Below are 19,051 nucleotides of genomic sequence, written 5' to 3'. Positions count from 1 at the left end.
TCTTGCAAAAAAAACTGTGGCGAGGGGATTTATCCCCGTTGGGCTGCGAAGCAGCCCCTATCTGGACGAGTGCGGTTTTTCTATTGAAAACCGTCAAGCCTAAAAGCGACGACTGCTTCGCAGCCGAACGGGGATAAATCCCCTCGCCACAGGGGTGTGAGCGCTCTAGATCAACGTCTCGATACGCAGCGAGTTAGTCGATCCAGGCTGCCCGAACGGCACGCCCGCAGTGATCAACAACGTATCGCCACGCTGCGCCATCCCTTGCGCCTGGGCGATTTCCAGCGCCGTCGAACACACCTCATCGACCTGGCGCAGCCGATCATTGACCACCGAGTGAATGCCCCACGCCACGCTCAGGCGGCGAGCGGTTTGCAGGTTCGGTGTCAGGTTGAGGATCGGCGCTTTCGGCCGCTCGCGCGCCGCACGCAAACTCGAGGTGCCGGACTCGCTGTAATTCACCAGCACCGCCACCGGCAACACGTTGCTGATGCGACGGATCGCGCAACTGATCGCATCGGATACGGTGGCTTCGGCTTTCGGCCGGCTGACATCCAGTTGCGTCTGATAATCCGGGCCATTCTCAACCTGGCGGATGATCTTGCTCATCATCTGCACCGCTTCCAGCGGGTATTCGCCGGACGCGGTTTCCGCCGAGAGCATCACCGCATCGGCACCTTCGGCCACCGCGTTGGCGACGTCGGTGACTTCGGCGCGAGTCGGTGCCGGGGAGAAGCGCATCGACTCAAGCATCTGCGTCGCCACCACCACCGGTTTGCCGAGTTCGCGGCAGGTGCTGATGATATTTTTCTGGATCTGCGGCACGCTTTCGGCCGGCACTTCCACGCCGAGATCGCCACGGGCAACCATGATTGCGTCGCTCAGCTCAGCAATCTCGCGCAGTTGTTCAACCGCCGACGGCTTCTCGATTTTCGCCATCAGGAAGGCCTTGTCGCCGATCAGCGCACGGGCTTCGATGATGTCCTGCGGACGCTGCACAAATGACAGCGCCACCCAGTCCACGCCCAGCTCCAGACCGAAGCTCAGGTCGCGGCGATCCTTGGCCGTCAGCGGACTCAAGTCGAGCACCGCTTGCGGCACGTTCACGCCTTTGCGATCCGACAGTTCACCGCCGTTCAGCACGGTGGTGTCGATGGCGTCGGCGTATTTGGTGACCACGCGCAGACGTAGTTTGCCGTCGTCGAGCAGCAGGTCCATGCCGGCTTCCAGTGCTTCGATGATCTCCGGGTGCGGCAGATTTACTCGGCGTTCATCGCCCGGCGTTGCATCCAGATCAAGGCGAAAGGCCTGGCCGCGATGCAGCTGCACCTTACCGTCGGCGAATTTGCCAACACGCAGTTTCGGACCTTGCAGATCCATCAGGATGCCCAGCGGATAGTTGAGCTGGCGCTCGACTTCGCGGATCCACTGATAGCGCTTGGCATGGTCGGCGTGATCGCCGTGGCTGAAATTCAGGCGGAAGATATTCACCCCGGCCTCGACCAGTTCGCGGATATCAGCAATGCCATCCACCGCAGGCCCGAGGGTGGCGAGGATTTTGACCTTTTTATCAGGCGTCATGTTTAGGGCTCTCGAGGATCAGGATGGCGCGGAAGTCGTTGACGTTGGTGCGGGTCGGCTCGGTGACGATCAATGCGTCGAGCGCCTCGAAATAGCCGTAACCGTTGTTGTTATCCAGCTCGTCGCTGGCGCTCAAACCGAGGGCGGCGGCGCGGGCGTAGCTGTCCGGGGTCATGATCGCCCCGGCGTTGTCTTCCGAACCGTCGATGCCGTCGGTGTCACCGGCCAGCGCGTAGACGCCGGGCAGGCCTTTGAGGCTGTCGGTCAGGCTGAGGAGAAACTCGGCGTTGCGTCCGCCGCGACCATTGCCGCGCACGGTGACCGTGGTTTCGCCGCCAGACAGAATCACGCACGGCGCCGCCAGTGGCTGGCCGTGCTGGACGATCTGCCGCGCGATACCGGCGTGGACTTTCGCGACTTCGCGCGACTCGCCTTCCAGGTCACCGAGAATCAGCGGACTGAAACCGGCCTGACGACATTTCACCGCCGCCGCTTCCAGTGATTGCTGTGGCCGGGCGATCAACTGGAAATGACTGCGCGCCAGGCTCGGGTCGCCGGGTTTGACGGTTTCCGATTCAGGGCTTTGCAGCCAGTTGCGCACCGAGGCTGGCACTTCAATGTTGTAGCGTTTGAGGATCGCCAGCGCTTCGGCACTGGTGCTCGGGTCGGCCACGGTCGGCCCGGAAGCGATGACCGTAGCGAGGTCGCCCGGCACATCGGAAATCGCGTAGGTATACACAGTCGCCGGCCAGCAGGCCCTGCCCAGGCGTCCGCCCTTGATCGCCGAGAGGTGCTTGCGCACACAGTTCATCTCGCCGATGGTCGCGCCGGATTTGAGCAGGGCTTTGTTGATCGATTGCTTGTCGGCGAGGGTGATGCCTGCGGCCGGCAAGGCGAGGAGGGCAGAGCCGCCGCCGGACAACAGGAAGATCACGCGGTCGTCTTCCGTCAGGTTACTAACGAGATCCAGCACGCGTTTGGCCACGGCCAGGCCGGCAGCGTCCGGTACCGGATGCGCAGCTTCGACCACTTCGATTTTTTCGCACGGGGCGCCGTGACCGTAACGGGTCACTACCAGGCCAGAGACTTCGCCGGTCCAGCAGCGCTCGACCACTTGCGCCATGGCGGCTGCGGCTTTACCGGCGCCGATGACGATCACCCGGCCACTGCGGTCGGCTGGCAGATGAGCTTCAAGGACTTGCTGCGGATGGGCCGCGTCGATGGCTGTGGCAAACAGCTCGCGCAGCAGTTGTTGCGGATCGACCGACATGGCGGGCTCCCGGAATTCTTGTTATTGGGATAAAGCGACAACGGTGCAGCGACGCGATCCCTGTGGGAGCTGGCTTGCCAGCGATTCAGGCACCGCGGTCATTCAGGAAAACCGAGTCGATGCCATCGCGGGCAAGCCCGCTCCCACAGAGAGCGAGCCACAGGCGCGGATTATTTTTTATCGCGAATCGAGAAGTTGGCCATGTGTTCCAGGCCTTTGATCAGCGCCGAGTGATCCCAGTTGCTGCCACCGATGGCCGCGCAGGTGCTGAACACTTGCTGAGCGTTGGCGGTGTTCGGCAGATTGATGTTCAGCTCCTTGGCGCCTTGCAGGGCCAGGTTCAGATCCTTCTGGTGCAGGCTGATGCGGAAGCCCGGATCGAAGGTGCCTTTGATCATGCGCTCGCCGTGCACTTCGAGAATCTTCGAAGAGGCGAAACCGCCCATCAGTGCCTCGCGCACCTTGGCTGGATCGGCACCGTTTTTCGAAGCGAACAGCAGGGCTTCGGCAACCGCTTGAATGTTCAGCGCCACGATGATCTGGTTGGCAACCTTGGCGGTCTGACCGTCGCCATTACCACCGACCAGCGTGATGTTCTTGCCCATGGCCTGGAACAGCGGCAGTGCGCGTTCGAAAGCATCGGCGTCGCCACCGATCATGATGCTCAGGGTCGCCGCCTTGGCGCCGACTTCACCACCGGAGACTGGAGCGTCGAGGTATTGCGCGCCTTTTTCGTTGATCTTCGCGGCGAACGCCTTGGTGGCGGTCGGCGAGATCGAACTCATGTCGATGACGATTTTGCCTTTGCTCAGGCCCGCAGCAACGCCATCGGCGCGGAACAGCACGTCATCGACCTGCGGGGTGTCCGGGACCATGACGATGATGAACTCGGCTTCCTGCGCGACTTCGCGCGGATTGGCCAGGGCGATGGCGCCAGCGGCGACCAGATCAGCCGGAGCCGCATCGTGGTGCGCCGACAGGAACAGGCTGTGACCGGCTTTCTGCAGGTTCGCCGCCATTGGGTGGCCCATGATGCCGGTGCCGATAAATCCGATTTTAGCCATGAGAAAATCCTCTTGTTTTTGTGTAGCCCCCGACGCTGAGTCGATGAGCTTTTTGTGGCGAGGGGATTTATCCCCGTTGGGCAGCGAAGCTGCCCCAAGTTTTTCGCAATGCTCGGGTGTAGCTATTACGACTGCTGCGCAGCCGAACGGGGATGAATCCCCTCGCCACAGGGGTTATGCGTTGTCATTCAGATCGCGTTATGGCTCTTGAGCCAACCCAAGCCAGCCTCGGTGGTGGTCAGCGGTTTGTATTCACAGCCAACCCAGCCCTGATAACCGATGCGATCGAGGTGTTCGAACAGGAAGCGATAGTTGATCTCGCCAGTCCCCGGTTCGTTACGCCCAGGGTTGTCCGCCAGTTGCACATGGTTGATCTCGCCCAGGTGCGATTGCAGGGTGCGGGCCAGATCGCCTTCCATGATTTGCATGTGATAGATGTCGTATTGCAGGAACAGATTGGCGCTGCCGACCTGCTCGCGAATCGACAGGGCTTGCGCCGTGTTGTTCAGGTAGAAACCCGGAATGTCGCGGGTGTTGATCGCTTCCATCACCAGTTTGATGCCGACCGCTTGCAGCTTGTCGGCGGCGTACTTGAGGTTGGCGACGAAGGTCTTTTCAACAGTGGCATCGTCCACGCCTTGCGGCCGGATGCCGGCCAGGCAGTTGACCTGAGTGTTACCGAGAACCTGCGCATACGCGATGGCCAGATCGACCCCGGCACGGAACTCTTCAACCCGATCCGGCAGGCAGGCAATCCCGCGCTCGCCCTTGGCCCAGTCACCGGCCGGCAGGTTGAACAGCACTTGGGTCAGGCCATTGGCATCAAGTTTGGCCTTGATTTCGGCAGAGCTGAAATCGTACGGGAACAGGTACTCGACACCGCTGAAACCGGCCTTGGCGGCGGCGTCGAAACGGGCAAGAAAATCCTGTTCGGTGAACAGCATGGACAGGTTGGCTGCGAAACGCGGCATGGTGGTCTCCTAAAAGCGGATTTGACACGGTGGGTCAGACTAAACGCGATCAGTCCCCTCTCCTGGGGGAGAGGGTTAGGGTGAGGGGAGAATCAAGGTTGGCCCAAAATCCCGCGAACGCCACAACATCGTTCCCTCACCCCAGCCCTCTCCCCAAGGGAGAGGGGGCTAAAGGCAATCAGTCGAGCAACGAAATCGCCGTCGGCGCGTCGTTGCCGACCAGTGCCAGGTCTTCGAATTCGTTGACGGCGTTGATCTCGGTTCCCATGGAGATGTTGGTCACACGCTCCAGAATGATCTCGACAATCACCGGTACTTTGAACTCTTCGATCATCTGTTCGGCCTTGCGCAGGGCAGGGGCGATTTCCGACGGTTCGAACACACGCAGTGCTTTACAGCCGAGGCCTTCGGCAACTGCGACGTGGTCAACCCCGTAACCGTTGAGTTCCGGCGCGTTGAGGTTATCGAAGGACAGCTGCACGCAGTAGTCCATCTCGAACCCGCGCTGCGCCTGACGGATCAGGCCCAGGTACGAGTTGTTCACCACGACGTGGATGTAAGGCAGTTTGAACTGAGCGCCGACCGCCAGTTCTTCGATCATGAACTGGAAATCATAGTCCCCCGACAGGGCCACGACTTTACGGCTCGGATCGGCCTTGACCACGCCCAGCGCTGCCGGAATGGTCCAGCCCAACGGGCCGGCCTGACCACAGTTGATCCAGTGCCGCGGCTTGTAGACGTGCAGGAACTGCGCGCCGGCAATCTGCGACAGACCAATGGTGCTGACGTAGCAGGTGTCCTTGCCGAACACCTGGTTCATTTCTTCGTAAACGCGCTGCGGCTTGACCGGCACGTTGTCGAAGTGAGTCTTGCGATGCAGGCTGGCTTTGCGCTGTTGGCAATCTTGCAGCCAGGCGCTGCGGTTTTTCAGTTTGCCGGCGGCTTGCCATTCACGCGCGACTTCGATGAACACCGTCAGCGCCGCAGCGGCGTCGGAAACGATGCCCAGATCCGGCGTGAACACGCGACCGATCTGCGTGCCTTCGATGTCGACGTGAATGAACTTGCGGCCTTCGGTGTAGACGTCAACCGAACCGGTGTGACGGTTGGCCCAACGGTTACCGATGCCCAGCACCACGTCGGATTTCAACATGGTCGCGTTGCCGTAACGGTGCGAAGTCTGCAAACCGACCATGCCGACCATCAACGGGTGATCGTCCGGGATCGTGCCCCAACCCATCAGGGTCGGGATCACCGGAATACCGGTCAGCTCAGCGAACTCAACCAGCAAGTCGCTGGCGTCAGCGTTGATGATGCCGCCACCGGCGACCAGCAATGGACGCTCGGCCTGATCGAGCAGGGCCAGGGCTTTTTCAACCTGAATGCGCGTTGCGGTCGGCTTGAACAGCGGCAGTGGCTGGTAAGCGTCGATGTCGAATTCGATTTCCGCCATCTGCACGTCGAACGGCAGGTCGATCAGCACCGGGCCTGGACGGCCGGAGCGCATTTCGAAGAAGGCTTTCTGGAACGCGTAAGGCACTTGGCCCGGCTCCAGAACGGTGGTCGCCCACTTGGTAACCGGCTTGACGATGCTGGTGATGTCGACAGCCTGGAAATCTTCCTTGTGCATGCGAGCACGCGGCGCCTGGCCGGTGATGCACAGAATCGGGATCGAGTCGGCGGAGGCGCTGTACAGACCGGTGACCATGTCCGTACCGGCCGGGCCGGAAGTGCCGATGCACACGCCGATGTTGCCGGCCTTGGTGCGGGTGTAGCCCTCGGCCATGTGCGAGGCGCCTTCAACGTGGCGAGCGAGGACGTGATCGATGCCACCGACTTTCTGCAGGGCGGAATACAGCGGGTTGATCGCAGCGCCGGGAATGCCAAAAGCGGTATCAACCCCTTCACGGCGCATCACCAGAACGGCGGCTTCGATTGCTCTCATTTTGCTCATGGTTTTGTGCCTCTTACGTTTTGTAATTGTATACAAGTGGCTTTGCGCAGAGTTTATTCACGGCGGACGGCGCAGGTCAATCCATTTTCTCAAGCGCCCGTTTCATTCGTCGGAAGCCGTATCTACTGTGGCTTTTCGTCGCATGGGGCGCTTTTCGAGAATTATTGTATACAAAAAAATAACTCATTGTGTTCTATTTGTTGGATCTAGCTGCGGCACTTTCGCGCAGCCAACAGCTTTCCCTATAACAAAATGAGGACGGCACCATGAGCGCTTTAACCTTGAAAGTTGCAGTCAACCTGGTCAATCAGGCCATCGCCGCAGGGCGCGCAATCTCCGCAGCCCCGCTGACCATCGCGGTACTCGATACCGGTGGCCACCTGGTCACCCTTCAACGCGAAGACGGCGCGAGCCTGCTGCGCCCGGACATCGCCATCGGCAAAGCCTGGGGCGCCATTGCGCTGGGCAAGGGCTCACGCTTGCTGGCAGTGGATGCTCAGCAACGCCCGGCGTTCTTCGCCGCACTCAACAGCATGGGTCAGGGCAGCGTCGTGCCGGCACCGGGTGGTGTGTTGATCCGCGATCAGGCGGGGAATGTGCTGGGGGCGATCGGCATCAGTGGCGATGTGTCGGATATTGATGAGCAGGTGGCGATCAAAGCGGTGGAGGCGCTGGATCTGCGCGCCGATGCAGGCGTGGCGGCTTGATCTGAACTAAATCGCCACGGCTGGCATTGTGGTGATGACTAAGCGGGGCGGCGTCGTTAGACTGCCGCCCCGTTTTTGTATCAAGGAAGATCAGCGTGAAGACGCTATATGCCATCTCTCTGGCCACGGCCATGACCCTCAGCAGCTCTTTTCTGCATGCCGCCGAACAGCTCGATCCCGACGAAATCGCTTTCAACGCGCTCAGTCCGGTAGTTTCTGCGCTGCTCAACGCCGACGATGTTCCCGAACTGATGGAACGCGCCGAGACTCTGTCAGACACTGACACCTTGCAGGCGATCGCAGTTTATCTGGCCGCCAGCCGTGAAGATCCCAAGCAAATCCTCGCGCCTTATCAGGTTGCCGCACTGTTTGCCCGGCGTGGTGATGACAAACTCGCACTGCGCTATCTGCAAGAAGCCGATGATCGCGGCCTGTGGTTCGGCCCGCTGTTGGCCGGTGACGAAGATTTCTCTGAGCTGCGCGAGACCGCCACCTATAAATCGGTGCTGACCAACGCGCAGGAGCGCTACAAGAAAATCGCTGTAGGCAAGGTCGGCGCGATTTCCGTGCTCAACCCGTCGGCGAACATTCCTGTGCCAAAAGCCTGCCGCCCCGTCGTGGTCTGGCTGCACGGTTATGGCGTCAATGGCGAGCTGGGTGAGGGCTACCAACCGCTGGCCGATACTGGCGCAATCATTCTGGGGATCAACGGCACGCAGATGATCAACGCAGTCGACAGCTTCCGCTGGATCGGCCCCGGCTTCGAAGGCACCCATCAGACGGTGCAGCAGGGCCTCAAAGCCCTGGAAGCGCAACAATGCATCGACCGCAAACGGGTGTTTCTGATGGGCTTCTCCCAAGGTTCGCAACATGCCGGCGCCTTGTTGGCGCAGCATCCGGACGATTACGCCGGCGCGCTGCTGTTGTCGCCCGGCGGCATGCAGCCGACACCCACCGAAAGCAAGGCTCGCGGCAAGCGTGTGTTTGTCATCAATGGCCAGAAAGAAGGCCCGGGCAATCAGCAGATGAGCGCCGATTTCCGCAAACTGTTCAGCGATGGTAACGAGGTCAAGTCCCGCACCCACGAGGGTGGGCACGTCTTCCCCGACGACTGGAGCACCTCACTCCCGCAAGCGCTGCGCTGGTTGATGGGGGAGGAAGCTTGAGAACGCAGGTTCGCTGCCATCACCTTAGCTATGCGTCTCGTGCCGGCATATGGCGGTGTATTGATGGGTGATCCAGGGCGCGGGGAACGCTGCATGATATCGCGGAGCCAGAGGCTGAAGTCTTCGCGAGCAAGCTCGCTCCCACAGGTCTGGAACTCTGACACAAAATGTGTGAACAACTTAAACCCACTGTGGGAGCGAGCTTGCTCGCGAAGGCGATTCAGCGGACACATTCGGCCATCAGTCTGTCCGGTATCTCATCCTCTGGAGATCTAACCTTTCAGGTCTTCTCTTGAAAGGATATAGGAATGCCGAAACTATCAGCTTCCCATCGGTTGCGTCTTGGTCGTTATGACGAGCCCAACCGCCTGTATTTACTGACTGCCAATACCTTGTATCGCGAACCTGTTTTCAGTGAGTTTGCATTGGGCAGATTGGTTGTTGACCAATTTCGATCTGTCCAGTCACAAGGCTTGGCTGAATCGTTGGCTTGGGTGGTCATGCCCGATCACTTCCACTGGTTGATCAACTTGCAGCGAGGCTCACTGAGTCAGTTGATGCAAAAAACCAAATCCTTGAGCGCGCGGGCGGTGAATATGGCTGCCGGTAGAAAGGGTAGTCTTTGGCAACAAGGCTTTCATGATCGGGCACTTCGGCGGGAGGAGGATTTGGTCAAAGTGGCGCGGTATGTCGTGGCCAACCCATTGCGGGCGGGTTTGGTGCAGAAGCTTGGCGACTATCCGCTGTGGGATGCGATTTGGGTTTGAGCGAAAGTCTGTGTAGTCGCTATTCGCGAGCAAGCTCGCTCCCACAGGACATTTGTGATTGCCACGGGTCCAGTGTGGGAGCTGGCTTGCCAGCGATGCGGTCACCACGGTCTATCAGTCCGGCTCACACCCCTTGAGTACCAACCGAATAATCGTCTGCGCCGCTGCCTCGTAATCCGCTTCGTCCAGTTTGTCCTTGCCGGTCACCGCAGAAATCTGCCAGTCGAAATCGGCGTAGGTCTGGGTCGCGGCCCAGATGCTGAACATCAGGTGGTTGGGGTCGAGCGGGGCGATCTGGCCTCGGTCGATCCAGGTCTGGATGCAGTCGATGTTGTGCTTGGCCTGGCTGTTGAGCTGTTCCACCAGGTCGGCGCTCAGGTGTGGAGCGCCGTGCATGATTTCGCTGGCGAACACCTTCGAGGCAAACGGCAGGTCGCGCGAAATGCGGATCTTCGAGCGGATGTAGCCGCTCAGCACTTCGCTCGGCACGCCGTCCGCGTTGAACGGCGTCGAGGCTTGCAGTATCGGCACGATGATACTTTCCAAGACCTCGCGGTAGAGGTTTTCCTTGGACTTGAAGTAGTAGTAGACGTTGGGTTTGGGTAACCCCGCCTTGGCCGCGATGTCACTGGTTTTGGTCGCAGCGAAGCCCTTGTCGGCAAATTCTTCACTGGCGGCACGCAGGATCAGTTCTTTGTTGCGCTCGCGGATAGTGCTCATAAACCAGGTGGTTCCTTGCCTGTTCTGGCGGTTGCGCATGGTAGCACCGGCCTTACGCGGCGCTCAACAATGCCCCATGTGGTCTGCGGTCGCGCTATGCTGCGCAGCATTATTCACAGAAGGAAACATGATTCATGGCAGGAAGCAGTTTGCTGGTGCTGATCGACGACATCGCCGCCGTACTCGACGACGTTGCGTTGATGACCAAAATGGCCGCCAAGAAGACCGCCGGGGTGCTTGGCGATGACTTGGCGCTGAACGCCCAGCAGGTCTCCGGGGTGCGCGCCGAACGGGAAATCCCCGTGGTGTGGGCGGTGGCCAAGGGCTCGTTCCTGAATAAACTGATCCTCGTGCCATCGGCACTGGCGATCAGTGCGTTCGTGCCATGGCTGGTGACGCCGCTGTTGATGGTCGGCGGCGCCTACCTGTGTTTCGAAGGTTTCGAAAAACTCTCGCACAAGTTTCTGCATAGCAAGGCCGAAGACGAGGCGGAGCATGCGCAACTGACCGAAGCAGTCGCCGATCCCGCGACCGATCTGGTGGCGTTCGAGAAAGACAAGATCAAAGGCGCGATCCGCACTGACTTCATTCTGTCGGCGGAAATCATTGCCATTACCCTCGGCACCGTGGCCGGCGCTTCGCTGACTCAGCAAGTGATCGTACTGTCGGGCATCGCCATCGTCATGACCGTTGGTGTTTATGGCCTGGTAGCGGGCATCGTCAAACTCGACGACCTCGGCCTGTGGCTGACCCAGAAGCCTGGGAAAATGGCCAAAAGCATCGGCAACGGCATCCTGCGTGCAGCGCCGTACATGATGAAAAGCCTGTCGGTGATCGGCACGGCGGCGATGTTCCTGGTCGGCGGCGGCATCCTCACGCACGGCGTGCCGGTGGTGCATCACTGGATCGAAGGCGTCAGCGCAGCGGCCGGTGGGGCCGGGTTTGTGGTGCCGACGCTGCTCAACGCCGTGGCAGGGATTATCGCGGGTGCGGTGGTGTTGGCCGGCGTGATGGTGATCGGCAAGCTGTGGAAAGCGTTGAAAGGTTAAACCCGGACGCAAACAAAAAGGGCCATTCGACTCGCATCGAATGGCCCTTTTTTGTGGCTGCCGGGTTTACTCGGCGATCTGCAACTTACGCGACTCGGTGTACACGTAACGCACTTTCTCGTACTCGAACGGCGAATTCAGCTGGCCGTAGCGGAAGCTGGTCTGGTAGCGCTTGTCGACGGCGCGCAGTGCCCACAGTTCCGGGTGGTTGGAACTGACTTCCGAGACGTTGAGGAAGTTGATCGCCGATTCCGCGGTGTAATCGACGGCGAGGCCGGCGGTGTCGCGCAGGTTCGACGGGCCGAGGATCGGCAACACGAAGTAGGCGCCGCCCGGTACGCCGTAGAAGCCCAGGGTCTGACCGAAGTCTTCGCTCTGGCGCGGCAGGCCCATCGAGGTGGCTGGATCCCACAGGCCGGCGATGCCGATGGTGGTGTTAAGCAGCAGGCGCGCGGTGGTTTCCATCGAGCGCTTGCCTTTGAACTGCAACAGGCTGTTGACCAGGTTCGGCACGTCGCCAATGTTGTTGAAGAAGTTGCTCACGCCAGTACGCAAAAAGCTCGGCGTAATGTAGCGATAACCATCGACCACCGGCAGGAACACCCATTGGTCGAAGCGGTAGTTGAAGTGATAAACACGACGGTTCCACTCTTCCAGCGGGTCGTAGACGTTCAGCGCGCTGAGCGTCGAACGCTCGAATTCGCGCTGATCCAGGCCCGGGTTGAACTTGAGTTTGGTCAACGGCTCTTTGAAGCCGTCGCTGTCGATGACCACCGGTGCATTGGCTTTGCTGTTGTCGGCCTGGGCCACGCCTGCACAGAGTAACGCTGCAGTCAGCAGGAGATATTTAGCCACGGAAAAACTCCAGCATGGCGTCGCTGTTGACGCGGTAGTTAAGGTTGCCGCAATGGCCGCCGAGTGGGTAAACAGTCAGGCGATCACCAAAGGTCTTGCGCAGGAAACCGAGGTCGCCCGGGCCGAGAATCACGTCGTCGGCGTTATGCATGACGGCGATTTTCGGGCTGTCGTGCAGGTAATCCTTGAGCGCGTACAGGCTGACCTGATCGATCAGTTGCAGCAGGCTGCCGCCATCAGTGCGGGCGCGCCACATCGGAATCACCTGTTCGGTCAGGTAGCAGTCGAAGTCGCATTGCAGCGCACGCTTGAGAAACGGCGAGAGGCTGGTGCCTTCGGTGATCGGGTATTTCGGCGGAGTGATCAGGCCGCGACGGTTGATCAGGTCCGAAGTAAATGCGATGTCCGCCGCCGAGAAACGGAACGAGGTGCCGATCAGCATCGCCATCTGTTCGTTGGTCAGGTGCTGCTTGGACTGTTGGAAGTCATAGAGCAGGGCGTCGTTGAGGTCGATATAGCCTTTTTGCTGGAAGTAGCGGGTCAGCTTGTTCAGCACCAGTTCATAGAAAGTGGTGCTGTTGTTGATGCCTTTCACTTCGGTCTGGACCAACTTGTCGAGGTTGGTGATCGAGGTGTAGAGGTTGACCGGCGGGTTCAGCAGCAGGACTTTCTTGAAGTTGAAGCTGCGGCGGGTCTCGTCCAGATGCGCAACGAAGGCGGCATCAAGAGCACCGAGGCTGTAGCCGCTCAGATAATAGTCGGTGACCGCCACTTTCGGATTCTGCGCACGCACGGCCTGCATCACCCGGTACATGTCCTCGGCGTCTTCCTTGGTCACGCCCGGGGTGGCGAAGCGCGACGCGGCGCTGATGAAGTCGAAACTGGTCGGCGACGACAGTTGTACGACGTTGTAGCCGGCCTTGTAATACAGCTTTTTCAGGTATTCGTTGAGCGTGCTGTCATAGCGTGCGCCGGTGCCGGCGATCAGGAAGATCAGCGGTGCAGGTTTGTCCTGGGTGGCGATGCGGTAAGTCAGCTTTTTTACTGCCCAGAAATTGTCCGGCAGGGTGAACTCACGCTCCGGGCGCAGTGTGAGGCTGCGGTCGGACTGATTGATGTCCTCGTCCAGCGGCAACTCCGGGCGCAAGTCCGGCGGCGTCGTGGCGATGGTCGCCTCGAACGGGTTGGTCAAGGGATAGCCATAGCTGGCGGCGTCGATATCCACCGCCAGTGCGGACGCACTCAAAATAAGGCCGCCAAAGAAGGCGGCGAAGCGCAAGGAACGGAGCATGACTGAATCCCTTAAAGGAAGGTGCCGAATGAAGTTCGCAGGCTATGACCACCGCGGTTGCGCCAAAGTGCCATGCCTCGGCACCAAACAGGCAGAATTCGGGGTAATAGTAGCTAAACGATACACTTTGCAGCGATTGAATGGCCAGTTAAGTGTTGTTAGCGCTTGCGTATGGGTGGCGGCAGATTAAGCTGGCCGCCGATTTCGATGATTGGAGTACCTCATGTCCCGCCGCTTGCCCGTGATTCTACTGCTTGTTCTGCTGCCGTTGTGGCTGGCTGCCAGTTACGGCGCGCGTTACGGTTTCATGGAGGACGGGCAGTGGGTCGGCATCTGCGTCGATGAGGCCAGCCGCTGGGAATGTCAGTTGCGCGCAAATCTTGGGTGGATGATTCATTTCAAGGTGCTGGGCTGGACGGCGTTGGCTGCGGCGCTGCTCGGTTTTGTAGTGCCAGGGCGGGCAGGGTGGTGGCTGGCGGTGCTGGCGCTGGTGTTCGGGTTGCCGGCATTGGCGTTGTACAACACCACGCTGGCGGTGTTTGCGGTGGTGATTGCCGGGTTGCGGTTGGTCAGAGAATCCCGTAGCGCCTGATCTGGCGCTATCGCCAGCAGGCTGGCTCCCACAGGGGATCTTTGTGAACACAACATCTGTGTTTCACAACATATCCCTGTGGGAGCTAGCCTGCTAGCGATGAGGCCGTCACAGAATGAAGGTCAGCCCTTGCGAACCCGCAGACAGCGCCACAACGCAGCAACCATCAACACACTTACGAATGCCCAACCCCACGCCTGCTGATTAAGCAATCCTTCAACAAACAACTGTGGCGCAATCCCCGCGCCGATGATGAAGGTCAGCAAGGCAATCTCGCGACGCGGCACGCTCACCGGTCGGCACAGGTAAACCAGCGCCGGCAGAATGAACGCCACACTCGGAAAGCTGCGATAACGCGGATCGATCACCAGCTCCAGCATCATCACCGCTGCGGCAAACCCCGCCGCCGACACCAGCCAGCCCGCGCGACGCTCCAGCAGATTGAACGCGCGCCCACGCCAGCCGGTGCGCGCGCTCAAGGTCAACGCGGCGTGCGCCAGGATCAGCAGATTCAAAGCCGTCAGCAAGCCGACCCACAACCATTCACTGGCAAACCGCGTGGTCACTCGTGCCAGATCGCCCCACGCGCCAATCGAACACGCGGCGAGGGCGCCCAGCAGCGGCAGCACCAACGCTGAACGAGTGTTGCGCACGCGACCGCCGAGCAACAGCGTGCCAAGGAAAATCAAACCGCCGACCGCCAGCCACTGCGACCAGTACGGCACGTTCGACACCGGGCCGGCGAGGATGCCTTTGTCCTGACGATCTGCATCGAACAGGCCCCAATAACCGCCGACCGCGCCTTCGCTGGCGCGTTTCCACGGCTGATCGAAGGCTTCAATCAGGTTGTAATGCCAGCCTTCGTGCTCGGCCATGGTGACAAAACCACGAATGAACTTGGCCTCATTGACCCGGCTCGGCAGGGCGGTTTCACGCTGACGGCCTTCGCTCGGCCAGCCGGTTTCGCCAATCATCACGTCTTTAGGCGCGAATTTGTTGCCGAACACCTGACGCACCTCGGCCACATGTTGCAGTGCCGCGTCGATGTTCGACGGATCGTCTTCCCAGTACGGCAGCAAGTGGATGGTCAGGAAGTCCACCGCCGGCGCGATTTCCGGGTGCTTGAGCCAGAACTCCCAGACATCCGCATACGTAACCGGTTGCTTGACCTGGCTTTTGACCTTGTTGATCAAGCGAGCCAGTTGCGCGCCAGTGACTTCCTTGCGCAGCAAGGCTTCGTTGCCGACGATCACTGCGCTGACCACGTCCGGGTTGGCGTTGGCCGACGCAATCAACAGGTCGACTTCTTTCTCGGTGTCCACCGGGTTGCTGTTCACCCAGGCGCCGATCATCAACTTCAAGCCATGCTTGCGCGCCAGATCCGGCAGAGCATCGAGGCCGGTCATGGAGTAGGTGCGGATACATTCGAAGCGCGTGGCGAGCAGGGCGAGGTCGGCGTCCATGCGCTCGGGGCGCAGTTTGAATGGCACGTCGAACGGCGACTGATCTTTATCGAACGGGGTGTAGGAGGCGCATTGCAGCTTGTGCGTCGGCGTGGCGGCGTCCGGCAGAATCACCGGTTTACCGAGGCCATACCAGAAGCCGCAAAGCGCAAACAGCCCGAGCAGGCTGGCGAATATATAAGGAAGAAGAGGAGAGCGTGAAGTCGCGGACATGGTCAGGCCGAGTGGCTGCAAAGCGACGCATGTTACCTGCATTTATCACCGGTCAGGTGGCCCGCATCACTTTGACATGCAAAGTTCGGGCGGATTGCCCGAGGCGCTTTCCCGGCGCGAGATTAATGGCGTTCTGATGTCGTTTCTCGATGGCTTGAGGTCGCTGGCAGAGCAGGTCGCGATGGGCGTCAGGTTGATGATCAAAGCCGTCAGCTCTCTGTTGATAAAGCGCACTGACATTCGATCCAGATTGCGGTCAGGCGTGATGGGCGCTGTGCACCATAACAATACGTTGACGTCGCCCGGCATCCGTCGGGCGCAGCATTTCGGGGAAGTAACGATGAAGATGCGACGACTTTTAGGCGCAGGTGCCGCTCTGGTGCTTGCGGTGGGATCCACGCTCGCCAGTGCTGAAACCAAAACCCTGAACATCGGTTACGTTGACGGCTGGTCCGACAGCGTCGCGACCACCCACGTGGCGGCCGAAGTGATCAAGCAGAAACTCGGCTACGACGTGAAACTGCAAGCCGTCGCCACCGGAATCATGTGGCAAGGCGTTGCTACCGGCAAACTCGATGCAATGCTGTCCGCCTGGCTGCCAGTGACCCACGGCGATTACTGGACCAAGAACAAGGATCTGGTCGTCGATTACGGCCCGAACTTCAAGGATGCAAAAATCGGCCTGATCGTGCCGGAATATGTGAAAGCCAAGTCCATCGAAGACCTGAAAACCGACGACACCTTCAAAAATCGCATTGTCGGCATCGACGCCGGTTCGGGTGTGATGCTCAAGACTGATCAGGCAATCAAGGATTACGGCCTCGATAAGTACTCGCTCAAGGCCAGTTCCGGCGCCGGCATGATTGCCGAGCTGACCCGAGCCGAGAAGAAAAACGAATCCATCGCCGTCACCGGTTGGGTGCCGCACTGGATGTTCGCCAAGTGGAAACTGCGCTTCCTCGACGATCCGAAGGGCGTGTACGGCGCGGCTGAAACCGTCAACAGCATCGGCAGCAAAGAACTCGAAGCCAAGGCGCCGGAAGTGGCCAAGTTCCTGAAAAACTTCCAGTGGGCCTCGAAAGACGAAATCGGCGAAGTGATGCTGGCGATTCAGGATGGTGCCAAGCCTGATGCAGCGGCTAAAGCATGGGTAGCCAAACACCCGGAGCGCGTGGCTGACTGGACCAAATAACAGCAGCAGCGCCATACCCTGTGGGAGCTGCGGTCGCACCGTAGCTCCCACAGTTTTTTGTGTGTGCTGGAAATTGGCACAAGTGTCATGGCGGTCTACTACTAAGGTCGTCTGGAACCCGGCTCGCAGCCGCATACAGTGGATATGTTCCAACTATAAAAATTTGTGCTGCGAGGATAAAAACAATGAACGACAGCATTTACCTCTCGATTCAAAACAGCCCGCGCTTCAAGGAGCTGGTCAGCAAGCGAGAAAAGTTCGCCTGGATTCTTTCGGCGATCATGCTCGGGCTTTACTCCGGATTCATCCTTCTGATTGCTTACGGGCCGCATATTCTGGGCGCGAAGATCAGTCCTGAGTCATCCATTACCTGGGGCATCCCGATCGGTGTCGGGCTGATTCTCTCGGCTTTTATCCTGACCGGCATCTACGTGAAACGCGCCAACGGCGAATTCGACGACCTGAACAATGCGATTCTCAAGGAGGCTCAGCAATGATCCGGCGTCTATTGGCTCTATTGAGCGTTGCAGCTTTTGCGCCGGGTGCCTGGGCGGCTGACGCCCTGACCGGTGCAGTGGCCAAACAACCGCTGAACATTCCGGCGATCCTGATGTTCGTGGCGTTCGTTGGCGCGACCTTGTACATCACCTATTGGGCGTCGAAGAAAAACAACTCGGCGGCCGACTACTATGCGGCCGGCGGCAAGATCACCGGCTTCCAGAACGGTCTGGCGATTGCCGGTGACTACATGTCGGCGGCGTCCTTCCTGGGGATTTCCGCGCTGGTGTTCACCTCCGGCTACGATGGCCTGATCTATTCGATCGGCTTCCTCGTGGGCTGGCCGATCATTCTGTTCCTGATCGCCGAGCGCCTGCGTAACCTGGGCAAATACACCTTCGCCGACGTGGCGTCCTACCGCCTCGGGCAAACCCAGATTCGCTCGCTGTCCGCCTGCGGTTCGCTGGTGGTCGTAGCGTTTTACCTGATCGCGCAGATGGTTGGCGCCGGCAAGCTGATCCAGCTGCTGTTCGGCCTCGACTACCACGTTGCGGTGATCCTGGTCGGCGTGCTGATGTGCATGTACGTGCTGTTCGGCGGCATGCTGGCGACCACTTGGGTGCAGATCATCAAGGCCGTGCTGTTGCTGTCCGGTGCCTCGTTCATGGCGCTGATGGTGATGAAACACGTCAACTTTGACTTCAACACACTGTTCTCTGAAGCGATCAAGGTTCACGCCAAAGGGGAAGCGATCATGAGCCCGGGCGGGCTGGTGAAAGATCCGATCTCGGCGTTCTCCCTCGGTCTGGCGCTGATGTTCGGTACCGCCGGCCTGCCGCACATCCTGATGCGCTTCTTCACCGTCAGTGACGCGAAAGAAGCTCGCAAGAGCGTGCTCTACGCAACTGGCTTCATCGGCTACTTCTACATCCTGACTTTCATCATCGGCTTCGGCGCGATCCTGCTGGTCAGCACCAACCCGGCGTTCAAGGATGCAGCGGGCGCTCTGCTCGGCGGCAACAACATGGCGGCGGTGCATCTGGCGAACGCAGTCGGCGGCAGCATCTTCCTCGGCTTCATCTCGGCGGTGGCCTTCGCGACCATCCTCGCGGTTGTGGCTGGCCTGACACTGGCCGGTGCTTCGGCGGTTTCGCACGACCTTTACGCCAGCGTGATCAAGAAGGGCAAGGCGAACGAGAGGGACGAGATTCGCGTGTCGAAGATCACCACTATCGCCTTGGCGGTGTTGGCGATCGGTCTGGGTATCTTGTTCGAAAGCCAGAACATCGCGTTCATGGTTGGTCTGGCGTTCTCGATTGCTGCGAGCTGTAACTTCCCGGTGCTGCTGCTTTCGATGTACTGGAAGAAGCTGACCACTCGTGGCGCGATGATTGGTGGCTGGTTGGGTCTGATCAGCGCGGTTGGCTTGATGGTCCTTGGTCCAACCATCTGGGTGCAGATTCTGCATCACGAGAAGGCGATTTTCCCTTATGAGTATCCGGCGCTGTTTTCGATGATCATTGCGTTTGTGGGGATCTGGTTCTTCTCGATTACTGACAAGTCGGCTGCTGCGGACAGGGAGCGGGCGTTGTTCTTCCCGCAATTTGTGCGTTCGCAGACTGGGTTGGGGGCGAGCGGGGCGGTTTCGCACTAAGCGCCATTAGTTTTGAGAAAATGCCCTGGTCGTGAGATTGGGGC

The 19,051-nt window shown here is 59.6% G+C and carries 17 protein-coding genes; 8 read left to right on the top strand and 9 right to left on the bottom strand.

Annotated features, from left to right (window positions below; translation table 11 throughout):
• Positions 1-165 precede the first annotated feature (165 nt).
• From pyk to gcl, 5 genes are all read right to left on the bottom strand, one after another.
• A complete protein-coding gene (gene pyk, locus ACOI8A_RS23140) occupies positions 166-1,581 on the bottom strand; it encodes a pyruvate kinase (protein ID WP_420648014.1) in 1,416 nt (471 codons plus the stop codon).
• A complete protein-coding gene (locus ACOI8A_RS23135; RefSeq protein WP_420648015.1) occupies positions 1,571-2,851 on the bottom strand; it encodes a glycerate kinase type-2 family protein in 1,281 nt (426 codons plus the stop codon). The genes pyk and ACOI8A_RS23135 overlap by 11 nt, the downstream gene beginning before the upstream one ends.
• A 170-nt stretch (positions 2,852-3,021) precedes the next feature.
• Positions 3,022-3,915, bottom strand: coding sequence for a 2-hydroxy-3-oxopropionate reductase (locus ACOI8A_RS23130; RefSeq protein WP_420648016.1), 894 nt, complete (start codon positions 3,913-3,915; stop codon positions 3,022-3,024).
• Between the two features lie 188 nt (positions 3,916-4,103).
• Positions 4,104-4,886, bottom strand: coding sequence for a hydroxypyruvate isomerase (gene hyi, locus ACOI8A_RS23125; RefSeq protein WP_420648017.1), 783 nt, complete (start codon positions 4,884-4,886; stop codon positions 4,104-4,106).
• Positions 4,887-5,064: 178 nt separating this feature from the next.
• Entirely contained in the window at positions 5,065-6,840 is a 1,776-nt protein-coding gene (gcl, locus tag ACOI8A_RS23120) for a glyoxylate carboligase (RefSeq protein WP_420648018.1), read from the bottom strand.
• A 266-nt stretch (positions 6,841-7,106) separates the two neighbouring features.
• On the opposite strand from gcl, the gene ACOI8A_RS23115 reads away from it, so the two are divergent.
• The 3 genes from ACOI8A_RS23115 (at position 7,107) to ACOI8A_RS23105 (ending at position 9,480) form a co-directional block, all read left to right on the top strand.
• On the top strand, positions 7,107-7,547 hold the full coding sequence (locus tag ACOI8A_RS23115; protein WP_420648019.1) for a GlcG/HbpS family heme-binding protein: 441 nt from the start codon (positions 7,107-7,109) through the stop codon (positions 7,545-7,547).
• Between the two features lie 95 nt (positions 7,548-7,642).
• Positions 7,643-8,713, top strand: coding sequence for a hypothetical protein (locus tag ACOI8A_RS23110; protein ID WP_420648020.1), 1,071 nt, complete (start codon positions 7,643-7,645; stop codon positions 8,711-8,713).
• Between the two features lie 308 nt (positions 8,714-9,021).
• A complete protein-coding gene (locus ACOI8A_RS23105; protein ID WP_420648021.1) occupies positions 9,022-9,480 on the top strand; it encodes an REP-associated tyrosine transposase in 459 nt (152 codons plus the stop codon).
• 114 nt (positions 9,481-9,594) lie between these two features.
• Here the strand turns inward: ACOI8A_RS23105 and ACOI8A_RS23100 are convergent, their stop codons facing one another.
• Complete coding sequence (locus ACOI8A_RS23100; protein WP_420648022.1) at positions 9,595-10,200, bottom strand: TetR/AcrR family transcriptional regulator; 606 nt, start codon at positions 10,198-10,200, stop codon at positions 9,595-9,597.
• A 134-nt stretch (positions 10,201-10,334) separates the two neighbouring features.
• Here ACOI8A_RS23100 and ACOI8A_RS23095 point away from each other — a divergent pair, with 134 nt between their 5' ends.
• A complete protein-coding gene (locus ACOI8A_RS23095) occupies positions 10,335-11,249 on the top strand; it encodes a DUF808 domain-containing protein (protein ID WP_420648023.1) in 915 nt (304 codons plus the stop codon).
• A 66-nt stretch (positions 11,250-11,315) separates the two neighbouring features.
• On the opposite strand, the gene ACOI8A_RS23090 is transcribed toward ACOI8A_RS23095, so the two are convergent.
• Positions 11,316-12,104: a VacJ family lipoprotein gene (locus tag ACOI8A_RS23090; RefSeq protein WP_420648024.1), complete on the bottom strand. Its 789-nt coding sequence runs from the start codon at positions 12,102-12,104 to the stop codon at positions 11,316-11,318.
• Positions 12,097-13,395, bottom strand: a complete 1,299-nt coding sequence (locus ACOI8A_RS23085) for a serine/threonine protein kinase (RefSeq protein ID WP_420648025.1) — start codon at positions 13,393-13,395, stop codon at positions 12,097-12,099. The genes ACOI8A_RS23090 and ACOI8A_RS23085 overlap by 8 nt, the downstream gene beginning before the upstream one ends.
• A gap of 223 nt (positions 13,396-13,618) precedes the next feature.
• Here ACOI8A_RS23085 and ACOI8A_RS23080 point away from each other — a divergent pair, with 223 nt between their 5' ends.
• A complete protein-coding gene (locus tag ACOI8A_RS23080; RefSeq protein ID WP_420648026.1) occupies positions 13,619-13,987 on the top strand; it encodes a hypothetical protein in 369 nt (122 codons plus the stop codon).
• Between the two features lie 122 nt (positions 13,988-14,109).
• Here the strand turns inward: ACOI8A_RS23080 and ACOI8A_RS23075 are convergent, their stop codons facing one another.
• On the bottom strand, positions 14,110-15,705 hold the full coding sequence (locus tag ACOI8A_RS23075; RefSeq protein WP_420648027.1) for a beta (1-6) glucans synthase: 1,596 nt from the start codon (positions 15,703-15,705) through the stop codon (positions 14,110-14,112).
• A 298-nt stretch (positions 15,706-16,003) separates the two neighbouring features.
• Here ACOI8A_RS23075 and ACOI8A_RS23070 point away from each other — a divergent pair, with 298 nt between their 5' ends.
• The 3 genes from ACOI8A_RS23070 to ACOI8A_RS23060 all read left to right on the top strand — a co-directional run bounded on the left by ACOI8A_RS23070 (position 16,004) and on the right by ACOI8A_RS23060 (position 19,007).
• On the top strand, positions 16,004-16,855 hold the full coding sequence (locus ACOI8A_RS23070) for a glycine betaine ABC transporter substrate-binding protein (protein ID WP_420648028.1): 852 nt from the start codon (positions 16,004-16,006) through the stop codon (positions 16,853-16,855).
• Positions 16,856-17,040: 185 nt separating this feature from the next.
• Positions 17,041-17,352: a DUF485 domain-containing protein gene (locus ACOI8A_RS23065; protein ID WP_266018425.1), complete on the top strand. Its 312-nt coding sequence runs from the start codon at positions 17,041-17,043 to the stop codon at positions 17,350-17,352.
• Positions 17,349-19,007, top strand: coding sequence for a cation acetate symporter (locus ACOI8A_RS23060; RefSeq protein WP_420648029.1), 1,659 nt, complete (start codon positions 17,349-17,351; stop codon positions 19,005-19,007). The genes ACOI8A_RS23065 and ACOI8A_RS23060 overlap by 4 nt, the downstream gene beginning before the upstream one ends.
• Positions 19,008-19,051 lie beyond the last annotated feature (44 nt).

Source organism: Pseudomonas sp. P4795, assembly GCF_048822895.1.
Taxonomy (GTDB): Bacteria; Pseudomonadota; Gammaproteobacteria; order Pseudomonadales; family Pseudomonadaceae; genus Aquipseudomonas.
This window is presented reverse-complemented; position numbering and strand designations above follow the sequence as displayed.

What these genes read in the sequence shown, in the direction of transcription:
- pyk (WP_420648014.1), bottom strand. Translation starts at nt 1,581, where the DNA reads ATGACGCCTGATAAAAAGGTCAAAATCCTCGCCACCCTCGGGCCTGCG.
- ACOI8A_RS23135 (WP_420648015.1), bottom strand. Translation starts at nt 2,851, where the DNA reads ATGTCGGTCGATCCGCAACAACTGCTGCGCGAGCTGTTTGCCACAGCC.
- ACOI8A_RS23130 (WP_420648016.1), bottom strand. Translation starts at nt 3,915, where the DNA reads ATGGCTAAAATCGGATTTATCGGCACCGGCATCATGGGCCACCCAATG.
- hyi (WP_420648017.1), bottom strand. Translation starts at nt 4,886, where the DNA reads ATGCCGCGTTTCGCAGCCAACCTGTCCATGCTGTTCACCGAACAGGAT.
- gcl (WP_420648018.1), bottom strand. Translation starts at nt 6,840, where the DNA reads ATGAGCAAAATGAGAGCAATCGAAGCCGCCGTTCTGGTGATGCGCCGT.
- ACOI8A_RS23115 (WP_420648019.1), top strand. Translation starts at nt 7,107, where the DNA reads ATGAGCGCTTTAACCTTGAAAGTTGCAGTCAACCTGGTCAATCAGGCC.
- ACOI8A_RS23105 (WP_420648021.1), top strand. Translation starts at nt 9,022, where the DNA reads ATGCCGAAACTATCAGCTTCCCATCGGTTGCGTCTTGGTCGTTATGAC.
- ACOI8A_RS23100 (WP_420648022.1), bottom strand. Translation starts at nt 10,200, where the DNA reads ATGAGCACTATCCGCGAGCGCAACAAAGAACTGATCCTGCGTGCCGCC.
- ACOI8A_RS23095 (WP_420648023.1), top strand. Translation starts at nt 10,335, where the DNA reads ATGGCAGGAAGCAGTTTGCTGGTGCTGATCGACGACATCGCCGCCGTA.
- ACOI8A_RS23085 (WP_420648025.1), bottom strand. Translation starts at nt 13,395, where the DNA reads ATGCTCCGTTCCTTGCGCTTCGCCGCCTTCTTTGGCGGCCTTATTTTG.
- ACOI8A_RS23080 (WP_420648026.1), top strand. Translation starts at nt 13,619, where the DNA reads ATGTCCCGCCGCTTGCCCGTGATTCTACTGCTTGTTCTGCTGCCGTTG.
- ACOI8A_RS23075 (WP_420648027.1), bottom strand. Translation starts at nt 15,705, where the DNA reads ATGCAGGTAACATGCGTCGCTTTGCAGCCACTCGGCCTGACCATGTCC.
- ACOI8A_RS23070 (WP_420648028.1), top strand. Translation starts at nt 16,004, where the DNA reads ATGAAGATGCGACGACTTTTAGGCGCAGGTGCCGCTCTGGTGCTTGCG.
- ACOI8A_RS23065 (WP_266018425.1), top strand. Translation starts at nt 17,041, where the DNA reads ATGAACGACAGCATTTACCTCTCGATTCAAAACAGCCCGCGCTTCAAG.
- ACOI8A_RS23060 (WP_420648029.1), top strand. Translation starts at nt 17,349, where the DNA reads ATGATCCGGCGTCTATTGGCTCTATTGAGCGTTGCAGCTTTTGCGCCG.